The 24178-nt window shown below is 44.4% G+C and carries 24 protein-coding genes; 12 read left to right on the top strand and 12 right to left on the bottom strand.

Annotation, left to right across the window (positions count from 1 at the left end; translation table 11 throughout):
• Positions 1-2: 2 nt before the first annotated feature.
• Together V7Q33_RS02990 and V7Q33_RS02995 are read left to right on the top strand one after the other, a co-directional pair.
• The gene (locus V7Q33_RS02990; RefSeq protein WP_333818853.1) at positions 3-302 is read left to right on the top strand and encodes an antibiotic biosynthesis monooxygenase; all 300 of its coding nucleotides are present in this window, start codon (positions 3-5) and stop codon (positions 300-302) included.
• A 4-nt stretch (positions 303-306) separates the two neighbouring features.
• Positions 307-1482 carry an iron-containing alcohol dehydrogenase gene (locus tag V7Q33_RS02995; RefSeq protein WP_331982953.1) on the top strand — a complete coding sequence of 392 codons (1176 nt, stop codon included), beginning with the start codon at positions 307-309 and terminating at the stop codon, positions 1480-1482.
• Positions 1483-1539: 57 nt separating this feature from the next.
• Here V7Q33_RS02995 and V7Q33_RS03000 read toward each other — a convergent pair whose 3' ends face one another.
• From V7Q33_RS03000 to V7Q33_RS03015, 4 genes are all read right to left on the bottom strand, one after another.
• Positions 1540-2814, bottom strand: a complete 1275-nt coding sequence (locus V7Q33_RS03000) for an acetyl-CoA C-acetyltransferase (RefSeq protein ID WP_333818854.1) — start codon at positions 2812-2814, stop codon at positions 1540-1542.
• An 18-nt stretch (positions 2815-2832) separates the two neighbouring features.
• Positions 2833-3576 (bottom strand): SDR family oxidoreductase, encoded by a 744-nt coding sequence (locus V7Q33_RS03005; protein WP_333818855.1) that lies wholly within the window; start codon positions 3574-3576, stop codon positions 2833-2835.
• A 69-nt stretch (positions 3577-3645) separates the two neighbouring features.
• Positions 3646-4233 (bottom strand): TetR/AcrR family transcriptional regulator, encoded by a 588-nt coding sequence (locus V7Q33_RS03010; protein WP_331981264.1) that lies wholly within the window; start codon positions 4231-4233, stop codon positions 3646-3648.
• A 156-nt stretch (positions 4234-4389) separates the two neighbouring features.
• Positions 4390-4902, bottom strand: coding sequence for a DinB family protein (locus tag V7Q33_RS03015; protein WP_333818856.1), 513 nt, complete (start codon positions 4900-4902; stop codon positions 4390-4392).
• Between the two features lie 298 nt (positions 4903-5200).
• Here V7Q33_RS03015 and V7Q33_RS03020 point away from each other — a divergent pair, with 298 nt between their 5' ends.
• The 3 genes from V7Q33_RS03020 to V7Q33_RS03030 are packed head-to-tail and all read left to right on the top strand — an operon-like array spanning position 5201 to position 8403.
• A complete protein-coding gene (locus tag V7Q33_RS03020) occupies positions 5201-6613 on the top strand; it encodes an ArnT family glycosyltransferase (protein WP_333818857.1) in 1413 nt (470 codons plus the stop codon).
• A gap of 30 nt (positions 6614-6643) precedes the next feature.
• Positions 6644-7621, top strand: a complete 978-nt coding sequence (locus tag V7Q33_RS03025) for a glycosyltransferase family 2 protein (RefSeq protein WP_333818858.1) — start codon at positions 6644-6646, stop codon at positions 7619-7621.
• Positions 7618-8403 carry a polysaccharide deacetylase family protein gene (locus V7Q33_RS03030; protein ID WP_333818859.1) on the top strand — a complete coding sequence of 262 codons (786 nt, stop codon included), beginning with the start codon at positions 7618-7620 and terminating at the stop codon, positions 8401-8403. Before V7Q33_RS03025 ends, V7Q33_RS03030 begins: the two co-directional genes overlap by 4 nt.
• A 17-nt stretch (positions 8404-8420) precedes the next feature.
• Here the strand turns inward: V7Q33_RS03030 and V7Q33_RS03035 are convergent, their stop codons facing one another.
• Complete coding sequence (locus V7Q33_RS03035; RefSeq protein ID WP_333818956.1) at positions 8421-9509, bottom strand: GNAT family N-acetyltransferase; 1089 nt, start codon at positions 9507-9509, stop codon at positions 8421-8423.
• A 124-nt stretch (positions 9510-9633) separates the two neighbouring features.
• On the opposite strand from V7Q33_RS03035, the gene V7Q33_RS03040 reads away from it, so the two are divergent.
• Positions 9634-9852 (top strand): hypothetical protein, encoded by a 219-nt coding sequence (locus tag V7Q33_RS03040; protein ID WP_331981247.1) that lies wholly within the window; start codon positions 9634-9636, stop codon positions 9850-9852.
• Here V7Q33_RS03040 and nhaA read toward each other — a convergent pair whose 3' ends face one another.
• Genes nhaA through V7Q33_RS03055 form a run of 3 tightly spaced genes read right to left on the bottom strand, consistent with a single transcriptional unit; the run spans position 9853 to position 12266 of the window.
• Positions 9853-11022, bottom strand: a complete 1170-nt coding sequence (gene nhaA / locus V7Q33_RS03045; RefSeq protein ID WP_333818861.1) for a Na+/H+ antiporter NhaA — start codon at positions 11020-11022, stop codon at positions 9853-9855. It abuts the gene before it with no gap.
• Positions 11023-11031: 9 nt separating this feature from the next.
• Positions 11032-11841: a hypothetical protein gene (locus V7Q33_RS03050; RefSeq protein WP_333818862.1), complete on the bottom strand. Its 810-nt coding sequence runs from the start codon at positions 11839-11841 to the stop codon at positions 11032-11034.
• A complete protein-coding gene (locus V7Q33_RS03055; RefSeq protein ID WP_333818863.1) occupies positions 11775-12266 on the bottom strand; it encodes a hypothetical protein in 492 nt (163 codons plus the stop codon). The genes V7Q33_RS03050 and V7Q33_RS03055 overlap by 67 nt, the downstream gene beginning before the upstream one ends.
• A gap of 111 nt (positions 12267-12377) precedes the next feature.
• On the opposite strand from V7Q33_RS03055, the gene V7Q33_RS03060 reads away from it, so the two are divergent.
• Positions 12378-12989, top strand: a complete 612-nt coding sequence (locus tag V7Q33_RS03060; RefSeq protein WP_333818864.1) for a hypothetical protein — start codon at positions 12378-12380, stop codon at positions 12987-12989.
• Positions 12990-13134: 145 nt separating this feature from the next.
• Positions 13135-14220: an MBL fold metallo-hydrolase gene (locus tag V7Q33_RS03065; protein ID WP_333818865.1), complete on the top strand. Its 1086-nt coding sequence runs from the start codon at positions 13135-13137 to the stop codon at positions 14218-14220.
• Between the two features lie 53 nt (positions 14221-14273).
• On the opposite strand, the gene V7Q33_RS03070 is transcribed toward V7Q33_RS03065, so the two are convergent.
• The 3 genes from V7Q33_RS03070 to V7Q33_RS03080 all read right to left on the bottom strand — a co-directional run bounded on the left by V7Q33_RS03070 (position 14274) and on the right by V7Q33_RS03080 (position 15758).
• Positions 14274-14528, bottom strand: a complete 255-nt coding sequence (locus tag V7Q33_RS03070) for a hypothetical protein (RefSeq protein ID WP_331981232.1) — start codon at positions 14526-14528, stop codon at positions 14274-14276.
• 143 nt (positions 14529-14671) lie between these two features.
• A complete protein-coding gene (locus V7Q33_RS03075) occupies positions 14672-15193 on the bottom strand; it encodes a hypothetical protein (RefSeq protein ID WP_333818866.1) in 522 nt (173 codons plus the stop codon).
• Between the two features lie 391 nt (positions 15194-15584).
• Entirely contained in the window at positions 15585-15758 is a 174-nt protein-coding gene (locus tag V7Q33_RS03080) for a hypothetical protein (protein WP_333818867.1), read from the bottom strand.
• A gap of 665 nt (positions 15759-16423) precedes the next feature.
• Here V7Q33_RS03080 and V7Q33_RS03085 point away from each other — a divergent pair.
• The 3 genes from V7Q33_RS03085 to V7Q33_RS03095 all read left to right on the top strand — a co-directional run bounded on the left by V7Q33_RS03085 (position 16424) and on the right by V7Q33_RS03095 (position 22953).
• Positions 16424-19510, top strand: coding sequence for a WGR domain-containing protein (locus tag V7Q33_RS03085; protein WP_333818868.1), 3087 nt, complete (start codon positions 16424-16426; stop codon positions 19508-19510).
• Between the two features lie 10 nt (positions 19511-19520).
• Positions 19521-21158 carry an SWIM zinc finger family protein gene (locus V7Q33_RS03090; protein WP_333818869.1) on the top strand — a complete coding sequence of 546 codons (1638 nt, stop codon included), beginning with the start codon at positions 19521-19523 and terminating at the stop codon, positions 21156-21158.
• A gap of 274 nt (positions 21159-21432) precedes the next feature.
• Positions 21433-22953: a reverse transcriptase family protein gene (locus V7Q33_RS03095; protein ID WP_333818870.1), complete on the top strand. Its 1521-nt coding sequence runs from the start codon at positions 21433-21435 to the stop codon at positions 22951-22953.
• A gap of 26 nt (positions 22954-22979) precedes the next feature.
• Here the strand turns inward: V7Q33_RS03095 and V7Q33_RS03100 are convergent, their stop codons facing one another.
• Positions 22980-23558, bottom strand: coding sequence for a DUF6515 family protein (locus tag V7Q33_RS03100; RefSeq protein WP_333818871.1), 579 nt, complete (start codon positions 23556-23558; stop codon positions 22980-22982).
• Positions 23559-23780: 222 nt separating this feature from the next.
• On the opposite strand from V7Q33_RS03100, the gene V7Q33_RS03105 reads away from it, so the two are divergent.
• Positions 23781-23981, top strand: coding sequence for a hypothetical protein (locus V7Q33_RS03105; protein WP_331981212.1), 201 nt, complete (start codon positions 23781-23783; stop codon positions 23979-23981).
• Positions 23982-24178 lie beyond the last annotated feature (197 nt).

The raw sequence follows: 24178 nt of genomic DNA on the forward strand, positions 1-24178 counted from the left end.
ATATGATTGCAACCATCGTACACGTATATGTAAAACCAGAACACGTAGAAGCTTTTATCGTTGCTACCAAAAAGAATCACGAAAGTTCGATTAAGGAAGCTGGCAACCTCCGTTTTGACATTCTGCAGGATGACAAAGATCCTGGCAAATTTGTTTTATATGAAGCGTATGAAACAGAACAGGCCGTAGCCGCTCATAAGGAAACGGCACACTATCTCGAATGGCGCGATTTAGTTGCACCGTGGATGGTCAAGCCGCGCGAAGGCATAAAACACAAAATGCTTTTCCCTGCAAAGAAATAATGTAATGATGACAAACACATTCGCATTTGCTGCTACGCCTTCGCTGCATTTTGGTGTGGGGAAAATCTCTGTATTATCTTCCGTTATAAAACCGCTTGGTAAAAAAATAGTATTGATTACCGGTGCGCATTCATTTATGGCATCATCGTATGGTCAGCAGGTATATGATCAACTTCAATCGACCGGATATACTATAAATCATTACGCGATTGATCGGGAGCCAACTCCAGCCATGATCGACCGCGCGGTTAATCTCTTTGCAGCATCTATACCCGAAGTAGTTGTAGCCATCGGTGGTGGCAGTGTGCTGGATGCCGGTAAAGCTATAGCCGCCATGCTTCCATTACAGGAACCTGTAAAAGATTATCTCGAAGGCGTGGGCACGAAGAATCATCCCGGAGTAAAGATACCTTTTATTGCTATACCAACTACTGCGGGCACGGGCAGCGAAGCAACCAAGAATGCCGTGATATCCGAAACGGGTGAATCAGGATATAAAAAATCTTTACGCCACAACAACTTTGTGCCGGATGCCACGATTATTGATCCACAACTTACGTTGAGCTGCTCGCCTGCCATAACAGCCGCGAGTGGCATGGATGCTTTCACGCAATTGCTGGAATCCTATTTATCGACTGCCGCAAATCCTATCGCTGATGCTTTGGCTTACGAGGGACTGAAGCAGATAGCAGCATTTTTACCCAAGGCCTACCACAATGGATCAAATCTTGAAGCACGCACAGCGATGGCCTTGGCAGCTTACCTTTCAGGTATTACGCTTGCAAATGCCGGCCTCGGATTGGTGCACGGTTTTGCTTCAGCGGTAGGAGGATATTTTGACATCTCACATGGCGTGATCTGCAGCGCTTTAATGGCACCCGCTAACAAACTTACTGTACAAAAATTACGGCAAACATCCGGCAATCCGGAAGCGTTAACCAAATATACCCTGGCAGGAAAATTATTCTCGCAGAACAATGGTAAATCAGGCGAATATTATATCGATTCGCTTTTGTCGCTGATAGAGTCCTGGACAAGCGAGTTCAACATTCCACGCCTCTCACAGGGAGGAGTTACATCCACTGATCTTGACAAGATTGTTCGTGCTTCAGACAACAAGAACAATCCGGTAAAGCTCGATGCAGAAGAGATGGCAGAAGTACTAACGCTGGCGCTTTGAGATATATACTATAAAGGAAGTAACTCCATCTTCCTTTATAGATATTGCAGCAAACGACTATTTCTCCATGATCATCGTAACGCCCTGACCGCCGGCTGCGCAAATTGAAATAAATCCTCTGCCCGAACCTTTTTCATGAAGCAATTTCGCCATGGTGGCTATAATTCTGCCACCGGTAGCTGCAAAAGGATGTGCGGCCGCAAGGCTGCTCCCCTTTACATTGAGCTTGCTTCTATCTATACTTCCGAGCGGTGCATCAAATCCAAACGTCTTCATAAGCTCCGCACTCTCCCATATCTTTAAGGTAGCGAGCACCTGGGCAGCAAACGCTTCATGTATCTCGTAGTAATCGAAATCCTGTAACGTAAGTCCGGCCTTCTTCAACATACGGGTAGCAGCATACACTGGCGACATCAATAAATTATGCTTATTTTTTACATACTCGATAGCGGCTACTTCTGCAAAGGTTATATAGGCTAACACCGGCAGGCCATGTTCGCGAGCCCAAGCGTCACTGGCGAGCAACACACACGAAGCACCATCCGTAAATGGCGTTGAGTTACCCGCTGTGAGCGATCCATGCTCTTTATCGAAAGCCGGTTTCAGCTTCGCCAATTTTTCGAGGCTTGTATCCTTTCTCACATTGTTATCGCGGTCCAGGCCGAGGTATGGCGTAAGCATGCCATTAAAGAAACCATCTTCATAGGCTTTCACAGCTTTCTGATGACTTTGAAATGCCAGCAGGTCCTGATCTTCGCGGGATATACCGTAATGTTTAGCCGTGATCTCGGTATGTCCACCCATCGACAGACCCGTGCGTGGTTCATCTATACCCGGTGCTTCCGGTGCCAGGTCTTTAAGGCGGATCTTCAAAAATTGTTTGATGCGGGCGCCCGTTGTTTTAGCCCTGCGTACTTCGAGCAATATCTTGCGAAGTCGTTCGCTAACCACAACAGGAACATTGCTTGTGGAGTCCACACCACCCGCTATACCCACTTGAATTTGTCCTTGTGCGATCTTGTTACCTATATATATAGCGGCTTCTATACCTGTGTCACAAGCCTGCTGTATATCGCAGGCTGGTGTTGCCGGATTGAGCGATGTTCCCAATACACATTCACGCATCAGGTTAAACTCGCGGGTGTGTTTTATAACAGCGCCTCCGGCAACCTCCCCCAGCAATTGGCCCTGCAGGTTGTAGCGTTCAATCAGTCCGTTAAGCGCGGCAATCATCATGTCCTGGTTGCTGGCATTAGCATAGTTGGTATTATGTCGTGCGAAGGGAATACGATTGTACCCCACTACCGCTATTTTCCCGGGAGATGCGTTCATGTGTCTGTTAGATAAATGTTATTGAACCGGATTCAGCGCTTTCAACGCTTCTTCAGGCGATGAAAGGTGTAATTTATAAATATAGGCTGTCTGCCCGACATGTATTTCATACACATTTTTATCGAAGGCATTGATCAGTTCTTCTGCCACTACAGACGGAGGTATACCTCTCTCACCACCAATCTCTTGTGAAAATTCCGTATTGACCAGCGGAGGCATCAATTCAAAAACTTTTACACCGCTGTTTCTCTCCAGGCTTATACGAAGCGATTGAGAATAGGAATGAAGAGCAGCTTTGCTGGCACCATACGAAGGCAGCGCGTGATTGGGAGCAATGGCCACAACGGAAGATACATTTACAATGGCAGCCTCTTGTTGTTTTTTAAGTAAGGGCAATAGCTTTTCATTCAACCGAACAATAGAAAGATAATTCGTCAGAAATTCTTCGCTGGCTTTTTCAAAAGCACCCGTCCCGTCTGAAAGGTTATGCAAGTGTGCAGCTCCGGCATTGTTAACCACTACATTGAGGGAAGGAAACTCGGCATATAGCCTTTTCACAAGTCGCTCTACATCATCGGCCTGCGATACATCGCCAACAATAGCTGTTGCATTGGGAATTTGTGCTGCAGCACGTTCAAGACGCTCTGCATTTCTTCCGGTAATAATTACCTTGTTGCCCTTGCCGGCAAACTGCTTCGCGATTTCAAATCCGATACCAGCACTACCGCCCGTAATCAGGATTGTATTGTTTGTTGTCTTCATAGTATTTTTTTAATTGATGTTTGTTGCTATTTACATACCGATCGGTATGTAATGTGTTATAAAAAAACTTTACAGATCGTTAATCATTTTTTCTACCGACTTCATAACTGCTTTCAAATAGTTGATCTTGCCCGTTACCTTGCTGATCATTACGGCACCTTCGATCATGGCTACCAATGTGAGCGCCAATTCCTCCGGATCGATTGAGTTTTTAAATTCTTTGTCTTTTATACCTTTTCGTATCAGTGTAGTAATGTTGTCCTTCCATGCCAGTACTGCTGCGCTGGCCCGCTTGCGAAGTTCGGGGTGTGTATCGTCTGCATCAATGGATGTGTTTAAAATAGGGCAGCCTCCCGCAGGGAACGGATGATCCAGCACATTCCTGCCATATACTTTTGCATATACCATCAATCGCTCGCGCGATGAACTATACTTGCTCATCTCAGTCTGAATGATGGTGTTTACTGTCTTCAGATTATGATCAAAGACTGCCAGTGCAACCTCGTCTTTATTCGCGAAGTTACTGTAGATGCTTCCTTTCGTAAGACCGGTTGCTTCCTCTATGTCGGTAAGTGAAGTGCCGGCAAAACCTTTCTTATTGAACACGGGTGCCGTTTTCTCTATAATGAATGCCCGGGTTTGTTCGGCTTTTGACATACAAATGCTTTTAAAGTAATTTAATACCGATCGGTATGATTTTAAAACGCAGGCAATCGGCCAAAAGTTTTCCTTGTTTAAATATTTTCATAAAAAATAAAGGCCTCTCCCGCTTGGAGAAGCCTGCTTCTGTTTGCTGCAGAATTATTAAATTTTTCAGTTACGATCCCAGAACGGAGGCGGTGCAATGCCGAGCGAACGGAGGTATACATACGCCTGACCACGGTGGTGTATTTCATTATCGATCCAGTAGAAAACTATAAAATGCATGGGAGCCTCGTACTGGCCGAAGGCAACATCCACCTCCTGAAAGCGGTGTGGCGGTATCTGTGGCCATAGTTCGTTGATTTTGTCAGTAGTCTCATCCCAAAGACGGAGAACTTCGGCACGGGTTGAAGGAGCGCGTTTTGAAAAAAGAGCATTGGCCTCCTCACCAGACACCCATTTGCCGGTAATCAGTCCTTCCAGTCCCGGCACGGCCATACCCAGCATCTCCATCACCATGTCAGCAAAGGGGCGCATACCGCCAACGGAGTAGTTGAAAAATTTATCTTCCGGAAATGCCTCGATCACTCTTCGCGTAACCCGGCGGTGGCCCTGCCAGTGTTCCAAAAGATTTTCCGGGGTGATCACTACATGTTCTTTGGTTTCAATCTCATTGTTTTTCATATACTTATGGGTTTGAGTTTTAATGTTCGTCTGAATTTGATACTTCAAAGTAAATCACAGCGTGTGACAGCCTTATGTCAGTATAAAAACCGGCCTGTAAATTTTCTTTCAAAAAAAAATGTGATAACATGTGAAGGTTACCGCTTCCAAAGCAGCAGGAGTGTCAGATAAATGTTATGTTATCCTTTATGTGAAGAATAATTTTACCTAATTCCGAGTGATCAAACATGCATTACCGAACGCCATCTTCTTTATACCTTTGAGCTGCCAAATCCTGATTTAACTCACCATCCTGAACATGACCACACAACCGGCAGTCCGTTTTTTTAAAGACATCAGATTCTGGATTCTCTTTTTCTTTCTCATCCGCATGTACGGCATAACCTTTCCTCCGCTGGAAGTGGGACATAACTGGCGCCAAACGGACGGGTTGATGATCGCACGCAATTTTTATGAGCACAATGCCAATATTTTATATCCGACTGTAGATGTAGCCGGAGACAAATCAGGAATTGTAGGTTGTGAATTTCCGCTCCTCAATTATATAGTGTACCTCATATCGCTGGTTTTCGGATATGACCACTGGTATGGCAGAATTGTGGTGTTACTTTTCTCATCACTGGGTGTTTTCTTCTTTCACCGCCTTATCCGCAAGTACTTTGGCGAATCGGTAGCTTTTAATGCAGCTATTATTCTGCTGGTATCATTCTGGTTTTCACATTCGCGCAAAAATATACCTGACATTTTCGGAGTGTCGTTGTGTATGACAGGATTATACTTTGTACTCGCTTACCTGGAGGAAGGAAAATGGCATCGGGTAGTACTCTACTTTTTATTGGCGCTGGCGGGGTGTCTGGCGAAAGTTACTGCCGCCTCGGTTCTCTCGGTGTTATTAATTCCTTTCTTTAATAAAGATATTACTTTACCCAGAAAGGCATTGGTTGCTTTCGTTTCGGTAGCCATACTGCTGGGTATATATGGGTGGTACTTTGTATGGGTTCCACACCTGAATGCTGTACATGGTTTCGGTGAACACTTCTCTATGGGCACAACGTTTAGCGAAGGAGCAAAATCATTTTTTGAAAGTCTGCCAAAGATTTCAAAGCGATTCTACGATACTGCTATGAAGTATAGCGGCTTCCTGGCTTTTCTAACGGGTCTTTTCTTTTTGATACGGAAGAAGCAATGGCTCCCGTTTGTTGTTTTTATACTGCCATTCCTGTCGTTTATGGTTGTGCTGATCAAGACCGGCTCCAGTATCATTGGTGATACTTACTATATTCTTACCGTAATTCCCTGTATGGCATTTATAGCTGGGTATGGATTGGCGCAAATAGAAAACAAAAAAATTGTAGCAGCACTGCTTGTCATCATTGCTGTAGAAGGTATAGCCGATCAGATCTATGATTTCAGAATACGCCAGCCCTGGAAGTCGGTAGGAGAACTGGAAACCATTATGGATAGCATTTCACAACGTAATGACCTTATAGCCATTAACAGTGAAGTTAATAACCCAACGCTCATGTACTTTGCCCACAGACGAGGATGGACGCAAAACAGTGATTTCTTCTTGCATGCAGAGAATGTAAATGATATACGCTCAAAAGGATGTAAATTTATAGTGATTGCCAAGGAACAATACGGCAATGTAGCGCTCACGTTTCCTATCGTTCACGAATCGCAGTACTTTAAAATATATAAGCTTAACTGATCGTTCGCCAGTCTGTAAATACAACTCCTGATGTCGCGCCCCATAACGAAAAAGATCTCGATCATTATACCTGTCTTCAACGAAGCCACTAACATTACTCCGCTTTACCGGGAATTGATGGAAGTGTTCGCCAACATACGCTATGAATATGAATTAATATTCGTAGACGATGGCAGCACCGATAACTCACTGGCGGCAATCAAAGCACTGGCACAAGCCAATGCGCGGGTGTTCTATATTGAGCTTTCGCGAAATTTTGGCCACCAGTATGCATTAAAGGCAGGCCTGGACATATCCAACGGCGATTGCGTTATTTCGATGGATTGCGATCTGCAACATCCTCCGGAAGTTATACTTCAATTGATAGCCAAATGGGAAGAGGGTTTTGATGTAGTGTATACGCGAAGGCTTGAAGACAAAAAATTACCCTGGCTGAAAAGAAAGACTTCGTTGTTTTTCTATTCCCTGCTGAACAGGCTCTCTGATATACAACTGGAGAACGGCACAGCCGATTTCCGCTTGATGAACCGGAATGTGCTGAATGCTTTTACCTATCTGAACGAAAACGAGTTTTTTATACGAGGGTTGATTAAATGGGCCGGCTTTCGACAGATTGCCATTGAATATACCCCTCGCGAGCGCTACTCAGGCGACAGCAAGTATAATCTGAAAAAGATGATGTCGTTTGCACTGCGCGGCATTACTTCTTTCAGCGTTAAACCGCTGCAAATGATCGCCTACCTGGGGCTTACACTTTTTGTCATATCGCTGATCCTGATTCCCTATGCACTCATCAGCTTTTTACTCGGAGCAACTGTATCCGGCTGGACGTCCATGATGATTACGATTATATTCTTTGGAAGTCTGCAATTACTGATGATGGGCATTATCGGTATATATCTCAGCAAGCTGGTGATCCAGTCGAAACAACGCCCGCTATACTTTATTCGCGAAACCAATTATGATCGCTCCGAGCCCTACGATAAACAACGTGTTATAAAAGGATGAAAACCGTTCTGCTCTCTTTTGATATTGAAGAATTTGACATGCCGCTGGAGTATAGCCGGAATATACTGTTCGATCAGCAGATCGCAGTATCTACGCAAGGTACCCGGGCTATACTGGATATTTTAAAGCAACAGCAGGTTCCTGCTACATTCTTTAGCACGGTTGTATTTGCATCGCATGCAAAAGAACTCATTTACAGAATTCGCGAAGAGGGACATGAGCTGGCATCGCACGGATATTATCATTCGGCTTTTGAGAATGAACATCTGCTGCAGTCGCGACTTGAATTGGAAAAATTATCGGGCAAAGCTGTAACAGGTTTTCGTATGGCCCGTATGATGCCGGTTGATGACCGTGCTATTGAACAAGCCGGCTATCAGTATAATTCATCACTCAACCCGGTATATCTTCCCGGCCGGTATAATAATTTCTTCAAGCCGCGCACGCTCTTCAAAACCCATTCTCTGGTTCAGTTACCGGCTTCGGCTACACCTGTCATGCGATTCCCGCTCTTCTGGCTTTCATTTCACAATCTGCCTCTGTGGCTATATAAGTCGGCCTGCAGGCGCACTATGAACCGCGATCAATATCTGAATATATACTTTCATCCCTGGGAATTTACAGACCTGACGCATTCAGAATATGGATTACCAAAATTTGTATCAAAGAACTCTGGAACCAGAATGATCGCCCGGTTCAATGAACTGATTACCTGGATGAAGGATCAAGGTTATACATTTAATACCATCGCTGGATTTCTTGCCGGCAGGAAACAATCATAACCTAAATACAAATCAGTTTATTGCTGCCTACTGCCAGGAATAAAAAACCGAAGTAACAAGGCTGCCAGTTCCTCTTCAGATGTCGTAGCGAAAAAATCAAACTCTTGTCGGATGATATAGTCTGAATAAAAATCAGGGTCATGTACAGGAGATTGTGGCGCATATACCGGCACACACTGCAACAAGTGATATTGCCCGTCACGAACATCGAACACAATAACAGGGTTCAGTATATCTTCGGATTGTTCAGGAAAATGCATCATCACCGGAAAATCAAACAATGCAGCATCTTTCAGCTCTGGAAAAAGACCGGCATCAAAAAATTCATACTTCATCACTTTGCCTATCAAACCTGCAGGTATTAGCAATTGCTGTAACGCTCTTAGTTTTTTCCACATCACCTGGTAAGGATCATTATCGGGTGAGAATATATCTACGGACACCCATTTTTGTGAACTGAGTTGCAGAAATTCAAGAGCCGGCCGGCCGATGGAAAGTTTATAATCGAATGCGGGATAACCCGGAACAAAGTAGCCGGGATAGAAATATTGCATCTGTTGTTTACGACAATAATCGATCTTCTGGTAGATAATATACTTGCCGAGACTATATTTCTTATAGTCGGGATCGTAAACCGAAACGATGCCTGCAGCACTTTTATACCCCCTATCAAAATAGCCAATCGCGATCAGTTTCTCACCATCGTATAGCGCTACCTCCTGAGTGGTATAAATATTTCCCGGTCGGGCTTCATGAAACAGCAGTTGTGTAAGGGAAGCCATCGGCTCAAAAGGGAGCTGTGCTTTATAGCGGGCATAGAGCGTTTCTTTCTCCGGAGTTATTGAAGCCGGTTGTATAACCGTTCGGAAAGATGCATTCCGCTTGATAATCTTCTGCAAGCCATTATCGGCCGAAAATTTTTCCAATACAATGCGCAGCCAGAGGGCACTGTAAAATTGATTTTTAAAGTGAACAAAGTTGGTAGTAAAGACATTCTGCCGCATACGAAACCAACCTCGTTCCAGGTATGCATCCAACTGTTCAGGACGGAGAAATTCAGGGCATTCAACTTGGGCAAACATCTCGATCAATTGGCCATTATGCACTCGCAAATAAACAGCATTAAATGTATTTGTGCTGAAGAATATTATCTGAAAACTCTTTCAATCCAGCGTTATTTAAAATTGACCGGCATCATTTTTTAGACTACCCTGTTAATTCATAAATACTATGAGCCAGGCATTTGTACGTGAAAACGATGATTTGTGGCTGCACGATGTTGCCCCCACGCTCAATGCGCTTATCATTTTCCTGACGCGTGAAAATGGAGGCGTTCGTGTATATGAGCAGAAAAGCTTTACAGATGTATCGGGTAAAGAAGTGCACCTGATGAGCAACGGTCTTTCCTATGCAAAAGATGATCGTGGTAAGTGGGAGGTAGTAGTATAATTACACCTGCTCTGAAGCTTCCTCTTTTAGTGTTGTGCGCAGATATATAAATCCAATGATGCCACTTATGGTCGAGATCAGCATAATGGCAATTTTTGCCTGGTGGATCAATGGCTCAGAATCGAACGCCAGCAGGCTTATAAAGATTGACATCGTAAATCCGATGCCGCCCAAAATTCCTGCACCCAGGATATGTTTCCATCCTATATCGGCCGGAAGGCTGGCGATTTTCAGCCTCACCGTTGCATAGGTAAATGCAAAAATTCCCAGCGGTTTGCCAACCAATAGCCCGGCCATAATGCCCAGGCTGATGGTGCCGCCAAGAGCATAATAAAAATCATGGCTTATTGGTATACTTGTATTGGCCAATGCAAATACAGGAAGTATAATAAATGCAACCGGTTTGTGCAAAAAGTGCTGAAGCCGGTAAGATATTGAATGCTGGCTTCCATTGCCAAACGGAATAGCAAACGCCAGCAATACCCCGGTAATAGTGGCATGTACCCCCGAGTGCAACATAAAGTACCACATTGCGACACCACCTGCCAGGTAAGGCCATAAAGTATATACTTTTAATCGGTTTAGTACTATTAGCGCAGCAAATATACCGGCAGCAATGCCGAGGTTCATCCAATGGAGTGTGTTCGTATAAAATATAGCAATGACCAGAATAGCGCCCAGATCATCGATCACTGCCAGCGCTGTAAGAAATACTTTCAACGAAGAAGGCACACGTTTACCCAACAGCGATAAAGCTCCCAATGCAAAGGCAATATCAGTTGCCATAGGAATACCCGTGCCGCGCGTGTCTCCTCCGTTGTTATTTATAAAATAATAGATAGAGGCTGGCAATAGCATGCCACCCAGTGCAGCAAGAGCCGGAAGCAATGCGCTTTTTACAGTAGATAATTCACCGGTATACACTTCACGCTCCAGTTCAAGACCGATCAGTAAAAAGAAGATCGCCATCAGTCCATCGTTTATCCAATCTGTTATCGAATGACTGGCAATTTGTATGTGCCAAAACTCAAAATATCCTGGAAGAACATTCGTAGCAATCAACGAAAACAATGTACAACAGACCAGAATCACACCTGAGGCGCGCTCACTATTAAAGAAATCATTAAATAATTTTGTCAGAACCATCCTGTTGGCAATAATGCGTAGCAAGTTAACGGTTTATTCAACTTTTGTTTTGCTAAAAAATGATGATTGAAATGTGTAGAAAAGTAACGTTACTACAACGGCCGCAGCCAGTACACTATAGAGATGAAATCTATTGCGCGAAGAATTATCAGGTGTGGAAGTTGGTGCAATGCCAGCATGCGACCATGCAATGAAGGCATCAGCCATCGGTAGCATCCCGAATAAATATTTCTTCTCTTGGTTACGCGTTATGGCAAATCCAAAAGCTTCTGTTGCATTACGAAGTGCACAGGCAGTAGCTTGATCGTTGTAGGTAGCCAGTGTACGCATGCCCGTTATACTGGCAGCAGCGCCCGCTTGAAAAACAACCGGTCCCGAATCTACATCTCCATGCCCTGTTGTACCATACGGATACTCGCGCATAACAGGAATGCCTAATCGGAAAGTGAGAAAGTATTTCCTGTAAAGCTGAAACTGCTGCATACCAAACGTTGAATCTATTTCATGTATGAAAATTAGCATGAGACTTTGCGAAGAACCTCTTGCATGTTCTTGTGTCTTACCGGTAAGTGAATGTACAGCATGTGGAATCATGCCGTGTTGATCAAGGTGATTTCTTACTTTGCCAAGCCACCTGGAAATAACAGATTCGTATGCTGGTGCAAACAGTTGATCATGGATTTTCAACGATGCAATTCCAATCACAATATCAGCTGGCCATGCGGCATCAGGATATGATTCAGGAAAAGGTGATTTGTTTCCGCTTACGGCCTCTGCTATAGCGGCGCACTGCTCTTTGAAGTAGGTAACATCATTTTCACTTCGTTCAAGCGGGTCCTCCATTGCAAGCTTTCTTCTAACAGATAATTGCTCCACCCTGTATAAAATGCTTCATATGGTACAGGTAGATCTTTGTAAAAGGTAGATCGGGCTTCATCGGAGGTTATAGTCCGATAGCATTGCTCTACTGCATGATGTGCTTCGATACCCAAGGGAGATGTTGGCTTTAGTGAGCGAGCGAAATCGCACCAGGCCAAACCAGTCACGACTTGCATAAACACAAAGCTTTCCGGGTAAAGTTGTTGCATATCAGCAGCTTTGCCAGATTGTAAAGCGGCATTGAGGTAACGAAGCTGACAAAGCAGATCGTATTGAACAGTGTCGCCATCAACTACATGCAAGGACGGTTTGTGGTATAACTTTACATTGATATATACCAGTATGGTAAGAAGTATGACAAGCAGGAAACTGCCAATTTTCCAAAGCATAGCATAGGCACTACGATAAAGATAGGAAAAGGATACGCTGTGTTTTAAAATTATGCAGACTATTTCGCACTTCGCCGGCTTACTTTTTTGGACTTGCCGTTATGGAAGGTAATGAAACCGAAGATTAAAACATATAGGTTGGTAAGCTCCGTTAACCTGTTTCGCATCAGTTTGATCGTTATCGCATTAACAGTGCTGGGAGTATATTTTTGGGGATTGGGAACGCATCACACTTTCTTTGAAAACTCCATGTGGAGTATTACCATTCTGTCGGCAGCTTTTTTTTGGTTTACGAGTGCCGGACTTTATAAGGGTATAAAGCTGCGAGCCGAGAAAGTTGATATACCCATTATTCCAGCCGATAAAATTACTTTCACCGATTCAATCACGGGTACACCGCACATCTCATTTGATTTTTTAGATGTGGATGATGGGGAAGGTAGTATAGCGGGAATCATATTAAGCATAATTCTCTGGCTTCTGGTGGCGGTATTGCTGGCAGGCTTGCTACTGTTTTTTTGTAATGCAATCCTGTTCGTTATAGCTGCCTTTATGGGAATGTTATATTGGGTCTTCTTCCGGGCCTTGCGATTGGTTTTCAGACACTCGCACAAAACAAAGGGCGATCTTTCTGCAAGCATACTGACCGCCGCAGCCTATACCGTGCTTTATAACTTTTGGATCTATGGCATCTTTATAGCAACAGCATTTTTAAAACATTAGCAATAAAACGGCCATCGCTTTTTAACCACTACACAATAATTGCCGGTGACTTTGCGACTTACTATGCAGCATGAAGATGGTACGCAAATTATTGAAGATAATAGCTATAATAGTCATCTTTATTGCGTGTCTTACTTTCCTTTTTATGCAACAAAAGTCATTTGGAAAATTACCTTCCGGCAAGCTTCTGGAGAAAATAAGTAAATCGCCACAATATCACGATGGCCACTTTCAAAACTCTGTCAACACACCCATGATGGCCAAGGGCGTTTCTTACTTTAAAATACTGGTAGAGTTCTTTCGTAAAGGTATCGATCGCGAACCGGTTACGCCTGTGCCTTATGTAAAGACTGATTTAAAAACATTGCCGGACGGGCAGCTCGTGTGGTTCGGACACTCCTCATACTTTGTTACGCTGGAAGGTAAAAAGATATTGGTAGACCCTGTATTCAGTGAACGTCCCTCGCCTGTGCAGTATGCAGGGACAAAAAGTTTTCCGGGCACCATGCGTTATTCTGCGGATGACTTCCCGGATATAGACCTGGTTATCATAACACACGATCACTACGATCACCTCGATTATAACACCATTGTAAAGCTTAAGAATAAAGCGAAAGCATTTATCACAACGCTGGGCGTAAGCTCGCACCTCATTTACTGGGGCATAGAGGAGGCACGTATACAGGAGCTTGACTGGTGGGAAAGCACCTGGCCGTTTGCAGGCATTGAATTGATCGCTACACCTGCACGTCACTTTTCGGGCCGGGGATTTACCCGTAACAAAACACTCTGGGCATCCTTTGTTTTAAAAACGCAACGTCATCGGATATTTATCGGTGGCGACTCTGGCTATCACGATGACTTTAAAAAGATCGGGGAAAAATACGGGCCGTTTGATCTTGCCTTGCTGGAATGCGGCCAGTATTCAAACTATTGGCCCTATATTCACATGCTTCCGGAAGAATCTGTACAAGCGAGTAAAGATTTGCAGGCGGCTATATATATGCCCGTGCACTGGGGAAAATTCAGATTATCGATACATCCCTGGCGCGAACCCGTAGAGCGTGCACTGAAAGAAGCCGAAAAATTGAGAGTAAAAGTAACTACGCCTATGATAGGTCAGTCTCTGCAACTAGATTCCATTGCATCTGGTTCTACCTGGTGGCGCAATGTTTCAAGCTATACATCGGCGGCTGAACAGGTTGCTGTCGATACATTCGCGCAGCAATAAATATATACCTCCGGTTCCATATTTATCATGGCCGGAGGTATATACAGCAGCAATCACGATGTTTTGTCGTGACCTTCAGTCTTAACAATCTTGTTATAAATACCCAGTAAAAGAAAAGGAGCTGCCCATTGCCCAACAAATAATGCCATGTGGTTTAGCTTGCAGACCTTCAGGGTAAGCGATCCGGCCATCGCAGCAAAGGATGCCCATAGAAAAGTATCCGATGGCAGCTTGGCGGTTTGTTCTTCGATAGCTTTTGCTAATTTCCCTTCTTTGTGTGAAGTGTTTGTCAATACATTCGTATCCATAGTAATTATTTTAAGATGATGAATTTTATTTACCTGTGCACCAGGAGAATAAATTTCTGTTCCTTTAAAATAAAAACCACTTGCTCCGCCGAGGGAAGGAAAGCTTTACACATCCATGAGAAGCGCTTCCCCAACCAAGTTAATTATGGGTACGATACACAGCTTTCATCGAGAACGGCTTCTTCTACAGGATACAAAACAGGAGTAGCGATTGTCTTTGATATCTTTACGTTATTCCAACGGCCTAACTTGCGAACACCGCTATCGAAAAGAAGATCGCCACGATTCTTGTAGCGCTTATTAAGACTATCCTGGATAACCCAAATGCCATCGATTTCCGGGTCGCCAGCTGTAAGCTGTACGGTGTCGCCATAATGGAAATTACCATTCCAGCGTTTCAGCAGATCGCGCGAAAGCGCCAGCCATCGCAGCTCGCGTTTTTTTAGTTTTTTAAGATCAATCCGGGCGTTACTGGCTGTGATTAAGGGCGTTTTATCGCACTGCCTTTTTACAGGATTATAGATCGTTACCGTTTCAAGCGTATAGCTTATTTCCCGCTTTAAACGAAAAGTGCGTTTCAGGCTTGCCTCTTTTGTATAAGAGCCCACCATGGGCACCATTACAGCAATGCATATCAGGAGTGTAGTTCGTATAGCGTGCTTCATATAGTTTACCTTACAGTCCGGGTAAATCGGAGCAATCAAAAATCTGTGCCAACGTATAAACCAGCGTAAAGAAGCCTGCTATATTGATTTATACTATACGGTTTCCACAAGTTGATGGATAATTGCACCGGTTCTGCCTCATGTTGCAAAGGTCGATATATAGCGACCGGGGGCGTATACCCTGTTTATGCGATAGGCCATTATGAAACAAATTCTGATAACTCTAATGCGGGCTGCATTCACATATTTACTTCTGAAAACAAGTCAATATAAAATAAGGAATTCGTGTGATCCGGGATTGCAATCATACACAAGCGACTCCGTAAAGCTGTTATTAATGCCGGATGTGCCGCTGTCTATATTGCTGCGGGTTAACACGAATCCCTGATCGTTATAGGTATATGTACTGGTACGATTGTGTTCCGATGTGATAATCCAGCGGATTGTTAGTATTCAGTGCTGCGAGTATAGGAGCTGCGTCACTGTTATTCCAGGGTAGCGGCATAATATATTTCCATACAGCGATATTATTATACATACCAGACTTGTCGTCATAGTGTTGCACGGTTACGATCGAGTGGCTGCCAACATTTTGTCCTGTGGTAAACTCATAATCCAGCTTCGTTACGTTACCATCCGTATTATAGCTGATGATAAGTTCCCATTCCCAGTCATCCGGATCGGGCGTAGTGAAGTGAACAGCCGCCAGTTTTTATTTTTGATCATACGTAAAATCATAACGATTATAGAATGTTCCATCAAGCGATATATCTGCAGATACAGGCGGTGCAGCAATGCGCGATAGCGGGTCGATACTATGGAAGTTAAAGGTTGTAAATCAATTTTGCAACGTATGCTTAACAAGGCATGCCACTATATTTATAGGCTTATATCTGATCGTGAGGAGCAGTACCCCTCAATAACTTCCCTATATCACAATAGTTAGGTACATCCCAAAAGTAACAACACCAGAAGAGGCGGAATGTATTTTTTCATGCGACAAGGTCGTGATTTAAGTATTACTAACACCCCTGCCAGCTTCTACGCAAGAATGATCGCCCTTGGAAAGCCGTGTTTGTTTTTGATTTAAACCGGGTGAGGTGCTTTTTGCTATTTATTTTGCAAATAAAAAATCTATGGACACCCGATAAAAATTTCTGCGATTACTCTATATTTCAGATTGTAATATTTAGTGTACAGCCAACTACTCAACCCTAACATTCTGATCCGTTGAAATTAGTTAAACAAGTCAAACTATTTTTTCAGGAAGGTTCTTCCGACAAGGTATATGAAATTGATCTTTGTGAAGCAGGTGAAGGTTATGTCGTTAACTTCCGGTACGGCCGCAGAGGTGCGTCATTAAAGGATGGAACAAAAACAATCTTCCCGGTAGAGCTTGCCGAAGCGGAAAAAGTATTTGCCGCGCTTGAACAGGAGAAGCGCAAGAAAGGATACGTGGCTGCAGGCGAAGCGCAGATCATTACATCTTCCGAGCCAAAGACTAAGCCCGTTGGCGACAAACGCAAGAAGGCCATTGTAAAGATCCTGAAGACGGCAGTGGCAGGAGATGAGCCTGAGAACTGGTCATTGTCACGCGTTATATGGCGTGCCGGTGATCTGAAGATCCAGGAAGCTATACCTTCCATCATAAAGCTTGCAGAGCCAGGCGATATTTTTAATATATACTCAGTGATCTGGGCAATAGGCCGATGCGGAACGATAAATGCGCTCCCCTTCCTGCAAGAGCTGAAACAGAAGGCAAAAACATTACAACCTTTTACACAGCAATTGCTCATCGAGGTATTGTTAAAATATACCAATGGCAAAGAGAAGGATGCACTGTTGCATGAAGCCCTGCAGGTACTGCCTGCGCCGTTGCGTAAAAATATTGAGGATAAAAACTATAGCGCTGTACAGAAGCAGCTTCGGGAATATCTGTTTGAATTGAAAACGGCATCGAATGAGTATCTTATAGCACTCTATCAACTTTCGCGGCAGGATGCAGCATTGCATACAATATTTTTAAAAGTACTCGAAGACATACCGCTCAAAACCAATTACTTTAAGTATGTGCGCCATATTTTTAAAACTGCAGAGATGCTGGAAGATTATGCCACCTATGGTGTAATTGCGCGCAACATCGAGCGGAATGCGGCTGCCTATAAATCCAATTCATGGATGGGGCCCGATAAAAAAGATATAGCCTTTTCGAATAAGACCAAGGCTTATCTCACCAAACGGGTTCTCCGCTTTTTGCGACACTATGGTGAGGCCGGTGAATCGTCTTATACAGAAATGGCGACTGATATATTGCTCGCGTTCGATGATGCGCGCGATCTCACACCGGCCTACCACACGATCGACATAACATACGGATATGATGCTGCCACCCGGAGGCATAATCGCATTGAACGCATTACACACTTAGACAGCTATAGCGCCTATCAGGCATTCAATACGATATTGTATAAAAATAGTCCGAGGTATATTCCGGGCGATCGTGCGTGGGCTTGTGTGCCACCGTATGTACCCGGACAACCGGCACCTTCGATGCGCGAAGAGGCGTATCCACATCTATGGAATAATGCGCCTGATGAGATCATCACACTGCTATCATTCAGCAAGGTAGAGCGCGTGCATGAATTTGCATGGAAAGTATTTGATGCAAATCCTGGCTTTGAAAATCAGGTAGAGATGCAGCACATCCTGCATTTTCTGGCTTCGTTATTTGTACGTACGCAACAGTCAGGTCTTGCATTGGCCCGCAAAAAATATGATCGCTCCGCCCCCGACAAGGCTTTGTTGAAAGCGATGCTGGATAGCAACCTGGCGGAAGCACGTGAGCAGGCCGGGCAATGGGTAGCCGAACAAAAAGCAACGTTGCTGGCCGATACGGAATTTGTAGCCGACCTGCTACTCATGGAAACAACCGAGGCACATGCCTGGCTGCGTAATTTCCTCACCACCGTTTCATTTACACAACAACAAGCCGATATCATTATTGCGAAAACAATAGCGTATCTGGCAACTGTCAATATTGAAACCGAAAAAGATAAATACCTGGCAACACAACTCTCCGATACGCTGGTAATTGCATTTGCTGCGAACCTTCGGAGCATCGGTCTGGATATAGTGAAGGATCTGTTCCGCCATACAGCCAGCGAAATTCATACACTGGCCGGCAAACTGTTGATGAATCACGTTGTGAAACCGGAAGAGCTGCCGGAAGATTTTCTACAGATACTTCTTCAGTCGAACAACATTAATTCAAGAAGTATAGGTATAGCCTTGCTGGGACGTTTCCCGGAAAATATATTGATGAGTAAAAAAGAGATACTGGTCAGCTTCTGTGTTTCGCCACTGCAGGATGTGCGCAATGCCGTACGGCCTATCATTTTCCGCCTCACAAAAGTTTACCCTGCATTTGGCACAGAGCTGGTCAATCTGTTTGTGCCGGCATTCCTGATGAAAGAATCGTATGAAGGATTGCACGATGACTTGCTTAGTTTGCTGGCCAACGAATTAAACAGCAGCCTCTCCGTAATATCAAAAGAAAGAACGCTGTTGCTGCTCAATTCAAAATTCAAGGCTGCGCAGCAAATGGGAGTTATTCTCCTGAAACAGAATGTCAAAGAAGAAGAATTAACAACAGCCGAACTTGTAAAGCTTGCCAGTAATCCACAACAGGAAGTGCGCGTATATACCTGGAATATATTCAGAAAATATCCAGACATGATACGGGCAAACAAAGAGGAAGCGCTGCGAATAACTGATTCTTATTGGGAAGACACGCGCATCTTCGCGTTTGATTTCTTTCGCAATACATTTACAGCGTCAGACTGGACAATCGATTTACTGGTAACACTATGCGACAGCGTGCGCGAAGATGTACAGGATTTCGGTCGTGAGATGATTACCCGCTTTTTTGAAGCAGATCATGGAACTGATTACCTGCTCAAGTTAAGTCAGCACCCACATACCAAAGTGCAATTATTTACTACAGCGTATCTCGAAAAATATGCCGGTGGTAATATAGAAATCATTCGCACTTTGCAACCATACTTTGTTACACTCCTGTCGCAGGTAAATAAAGGCAGGGTAGCAAAAGCGCGGGTTATGGATTTTCTGCGCAAGCAGTCATTGGCAAATGAAGATACAGCACGCATTGCATCGGCTATATTTACCTGGGTGTCGGCCTCGGTGGCTATTAAAGAGAAAGCTGCGTGTATTGCTGCACTGCGTGATATTCACCAGCGCTACCCGGCTATTCAATCGCCACTCGTTATGAAGCAGCATACAGACTATATTAAATCGTAGAAAGGCAGTTATGGAATTCAACTATAAATTCAAAGGTGATACTGCTGTAGCAAGCAACGCACATGCAACCAACATGAGCTTTGCTCCGGATGTATACCGTGATCCCACTTACTTTTCGGGATACCTCAACAAGCATATACCTTTCCGGGAGGCGATCTCTGCTTTGCACGATATTGTAGTGTCTGATTTCAGGTATAAACCCAAAGATAAATCGGATTATAAAGCATGGGCACAACAGCAGGAAGACATCTGGCTGGCGGAGTATATGCGCGGTTCGGTGGATGTTGAGCAGAAAGTAAAAGCAGTACGCAACGAGCTTGAAACTGTTCGCAAGCAAAAAGAAGAAATCATTGGCCCGTTTGCCAAAGCTAAACGCAAATATTTTGAACACCTTTACCACGCGAACCGCGATCAATGGATCGTGCTCGACCCGGTAATAACTGTACATCCTGATGAATTGTTTTTTGAATGCTTCAGCCAGGATGAATCCTCGTACGGAAAAGTAGGCTGCAACTATAATGTGTTTAATAAAGTAAACGAATTTAAGTGCGGCACTACCAACATTGATTACTCTTCCGATCTGTATAATGAATTTCAAAAGATACGCGAATATAAGGAGACGCATTTCGCAATAGACCCTTCGGGCTTTGAAGTGCAGACTACACGGGAAGAGAGCTACAAAGAGGTAAAGATCGATGTGCCGGCAAGCTGGGTACGCGGATTTTTACAGGTTAGCTCGGCCATGACGGTACCGTCTGTCTCTTTTCAACTCCATCCCATGGATGTATATAACATCTGCTTTATACTGCGCAGGTATAAAGAAAAAGAAGGCCCGCGATCCATACGCTGGGTGTTAAAACCCGGTGAGCCTGTGAGGCTGATTTTCGAACCATGGAATTATGAAGTGAAATGTGCCCGCTCGATATACCAGGGTGCTGAAGCGCGCGAGGTTCGCATCTGGGGAAGAAGAAGGTTGTTATTGCTTGAACGACTTATACCGGTAACAAATAGCTTTAAAGTTGTGCTGCTTGGCTCCGGGCTTCCGTCATTCTATATAGCAGACCTGGGTGATCTTAACTTTACATTAGGACTCTCCGGCTGGACGGTGAACGACTGGTCACGTCTCGGTAATTTTGATTTACTCGCACCACGTTTGGAAGTGGACAGCATGACCATGCAGCGGGTATATACCGGCCTTCGAGAGAAATGGGTTGAGAAACCCGACAGCCTTGCCGCACACCTGGGCCTTGATAAAAAACTGGTACTGGGTGCACTCGCTGCCTTTACACAAGTGGGCCGTGTGATTTACGACATCAACAACGATTCTTATCGCATTCGTGAATTGTCGCGCGAGTCGTTGCCCATGGAAGAGCTGCGGTTTGCCAATCCGCGTGAAGAAGCCGCCACACGATTTGTATTGACCAACCACGTAACGGCCAGTGTATATGTAAACCGCGAAGGTAAAAAAGCGCTGAGCGGCACGGTAAAAGACAAAGATAAAACCTATCAACCCGAAATGTTGATTGATGCTGATGAACGTGCGGTGAGTGGTAAGTGTACCTGTAATTTTTATCAGCAACATAAACTGATGCAGGGCCCTTGCGAGCACATGCTCGCGTTGCGTATAGCATTGCGTGAAAAGCAGTAAATAATTTTGCAAAGTATAATTATAAAATTAGTTTTAACCACGGTAGCGGAAGGGTATTAAGACCTTGCAATCCGGGCGGTGTATCACCGTCCTTGTACACAGCTTACTAACGCGCCACTGGCCCGTTCTTAACTGTGCGATCCTGCTACTACCATGTCATTTCCGGTGCAAATTCCGGGAATTGAAATAACATGGTAGTAGCGTCTCGCTTGAGTTGACCGATCCAGTCCTCAGCATGACGAAGGATACTCTCCGCTACCTTTTTTCTACCCTTATGGCAGACAACTCTCAGGTTACCCGTCAGCAGCTCTACGACCGGATCAAGGCTTCTACCAAAGAAGCGGTTATACTGGAAGAGATGAAGCGCCTCGGCTTCTGGAAAAAGGAAAATGGCATTCCTTCCATGCCGGAAATTCTCATTGCTCAGGAAGCTGCGCTTGTAAAGGAATTAAATCAGTTATTGGAGCAGCAGCGTAAATTCAAAAACAAAGAAGAGGCACTAAAGGAAATTCGCAAGGCCCGCCTGGAGAAATCAAAGCAAAAGCGTGAAGAGAACAAGAAGCTGCGCAAGCAAAAGCGTGAAGAAAAAGCCGCACGCTGGAAAGAACGGAAAGAAAAAGATATATTATACCTCGGCGAGGATGTTTCGAAGGGACTCAATCATAAAGAAAGTGATCCTGCTAAACTGGCCACCTATCAGCTGCCGGTCTTCCATGCAGCAGAAGCATTAGCACAAGCCATGGGTATAACGGTTGGCGAGCTACGCTTCCTTTCGTTCAACCGAACCGTAAGCAAGATCAATCATTACAAGCGATTTTATATTCCGAAGAAAACAGGAGGCAAACGCCTGATCTCTACGCCTATGCCGCGTTTGAAAAAAGCGCAGCACTGGATATTGGAAAATATACTCAACAAAGTAACGATAGACGACAAGGCGCACGGCTTTGTATTGAAACGTTCCATCGTTACCAATGCATTGCCCCATGTGCAGGCCGAAGTAGTTATCAATATCGATCTGAAAGATTTCTTTCCATCGATCCGTTATGCACGGGTAAAGGGCCTGTATAAATCATTGGGATACTCCGAACATTTAGCCACTATACTTGGACTTATCTCGACCGAATCAGAATGTGATGAGATAGAGCTTGATGGACAGACGTATTTTGCTGCAGGGGCCGATCGCTTCCTCCCGCAAGGTGCGCCCACCAGTCCGGCTATAACCAATATCATTTGCCGTAAACTTGATGCACGGTTAAGAGGTATAGCCAGCAAACTGAATTTTAATTATACCCGTTATGCCGATGATCTTACTTTCTCCGCATCGGGTGAAGCAGTGAATAGCACGAGGACGCTGATTGGATTTGTAAAGCGAATCATCAAGGAGGAAAACCTTACGATACATCCAGATAAACTGCGTGTGCTACGCAAAGGCGCGCGAAAAGAAGTTACAGGTATAGTAGTAAACGACAAGCCCGCTGTAAATGCAAAAGAGCTGGATCGCTTTCGTGCATTGCTTTTTCAGATTGAAAAAGATGGAACCTTGGAAGGCAAGCACTGGAAGAACTCGCCAAATCTACTCGCCTCTATAAAAGGCTATGCAAGTTTCGTTGCCATGGTCGATCCGGTGAAGGGAAAGCCTTTGCAGGAACGCACAGAAAAAATTCTTGCTATACATGGCTTCAAACATATTATTAAGCATAAACCCAAGCCTCCTGCATCAGCGCCATCGTCAGCAACCCAAACGTCATCTGCTGAACAGCATAACAAGAAAAAGCCGTGGTGGAAGTTCTGGTAAATGAGTTATAACCGGGAAGTATAGGGCTAAATCTTTATTACCTCATAACCAACGCCATCTTCCAGATCAGGTGTTTCTACTTCCGCATAGTATACACCATCCAGTTCATAATACTCCTGGTTGTTGATGGTCTTTACTTCGTAGCCATCGGGTAGTGCATCTACAATGGCACCCACCGGAGGGTCTACTACTTCATACTCATCCACATCATCAGCTTTTGCATAGAATGTTCCGTAGTAGTAATAATAGGGCCGGGGCGAACGTATTATTACGGCCCTGTAACCCACAGGCAAAACACGTATGCGTACACCGGGTGCCGGACGTACTACTACAAAACCATTGTGGCGTTGTGCATAATAAATTCCATCGCTATAGTAATATGGCTGCGGCCCGCGATTTATGATTACGGCCGTGCGAGGCACAACACTTACAAAGGTTCCCCATCGTGGGCAGTGCGCGTAGCGCATGTGTGCTCTTCGCGTAACGTGTACACGAACCACTACGCGATGACGGACGTGTTTGCGTACCATCCGTTCGCGATGCCTGTGCTGTGCTTCTGCCACGGTAGCGCTACCCAACCACATAACCATGGCTACTACTGTCATTATGTATAAACAGAATCTTCTCATGTTGCTTCCCTGCCTTTCTTTTTGTTAGACTCTGTAGTGTCTGAAAGGTTTAATGCACTCAAAAAATGTACAGTTGTGATCACTGCGATGTACGCTTATGAAATATTGCGACTTCTTCACTTTTGTAAAAGGCTATAAATCAGATACTATAAAACTGGTAGATAGATTGCAGAGCACTTGTTAAAATTAACAGTGCTTATGAAAACAATAGTAGCGATGTTGCTCTGGTGTATCTTGTTTGTTTTGTGCTGGCCGTTAGCGTTAGTGATGGTGTTTGTGCTCCCCATAATATGGTTACTGCTGTTACCCTTCCGCATACTGGGCTTTAGCCTGGAGATAGTTTTCAAACTTATCGGAGCAATCTTTATGTTTCCCTTTAAAGTACTCGGAGGCAAGTAGTAACCGGTTGTATGCCGGGTATATAGGCGGCCTGATTCCCTGTACCGATTACTAATCCATTTTTTTGTTGCTTTACAGATTGCTGCAGTATTTACCCTTGGTAAGTACTGCTCCATATCGTTTTGCATTGCTGGTAACGTAACCCGTTACGTGCCCGCGTGTACATTGTATATGGAGTGATCTGAGGGAATTATAGA

It is taken from the genome of Ohtaekwangia sp. (assembly GCF_036786105.1).
Taxonomy (GTDB): Bacteria; Bacteroidota; Bacteroidia; order Cytophagales; family Cyclobacteriaceae; genus Ohtaekwangia.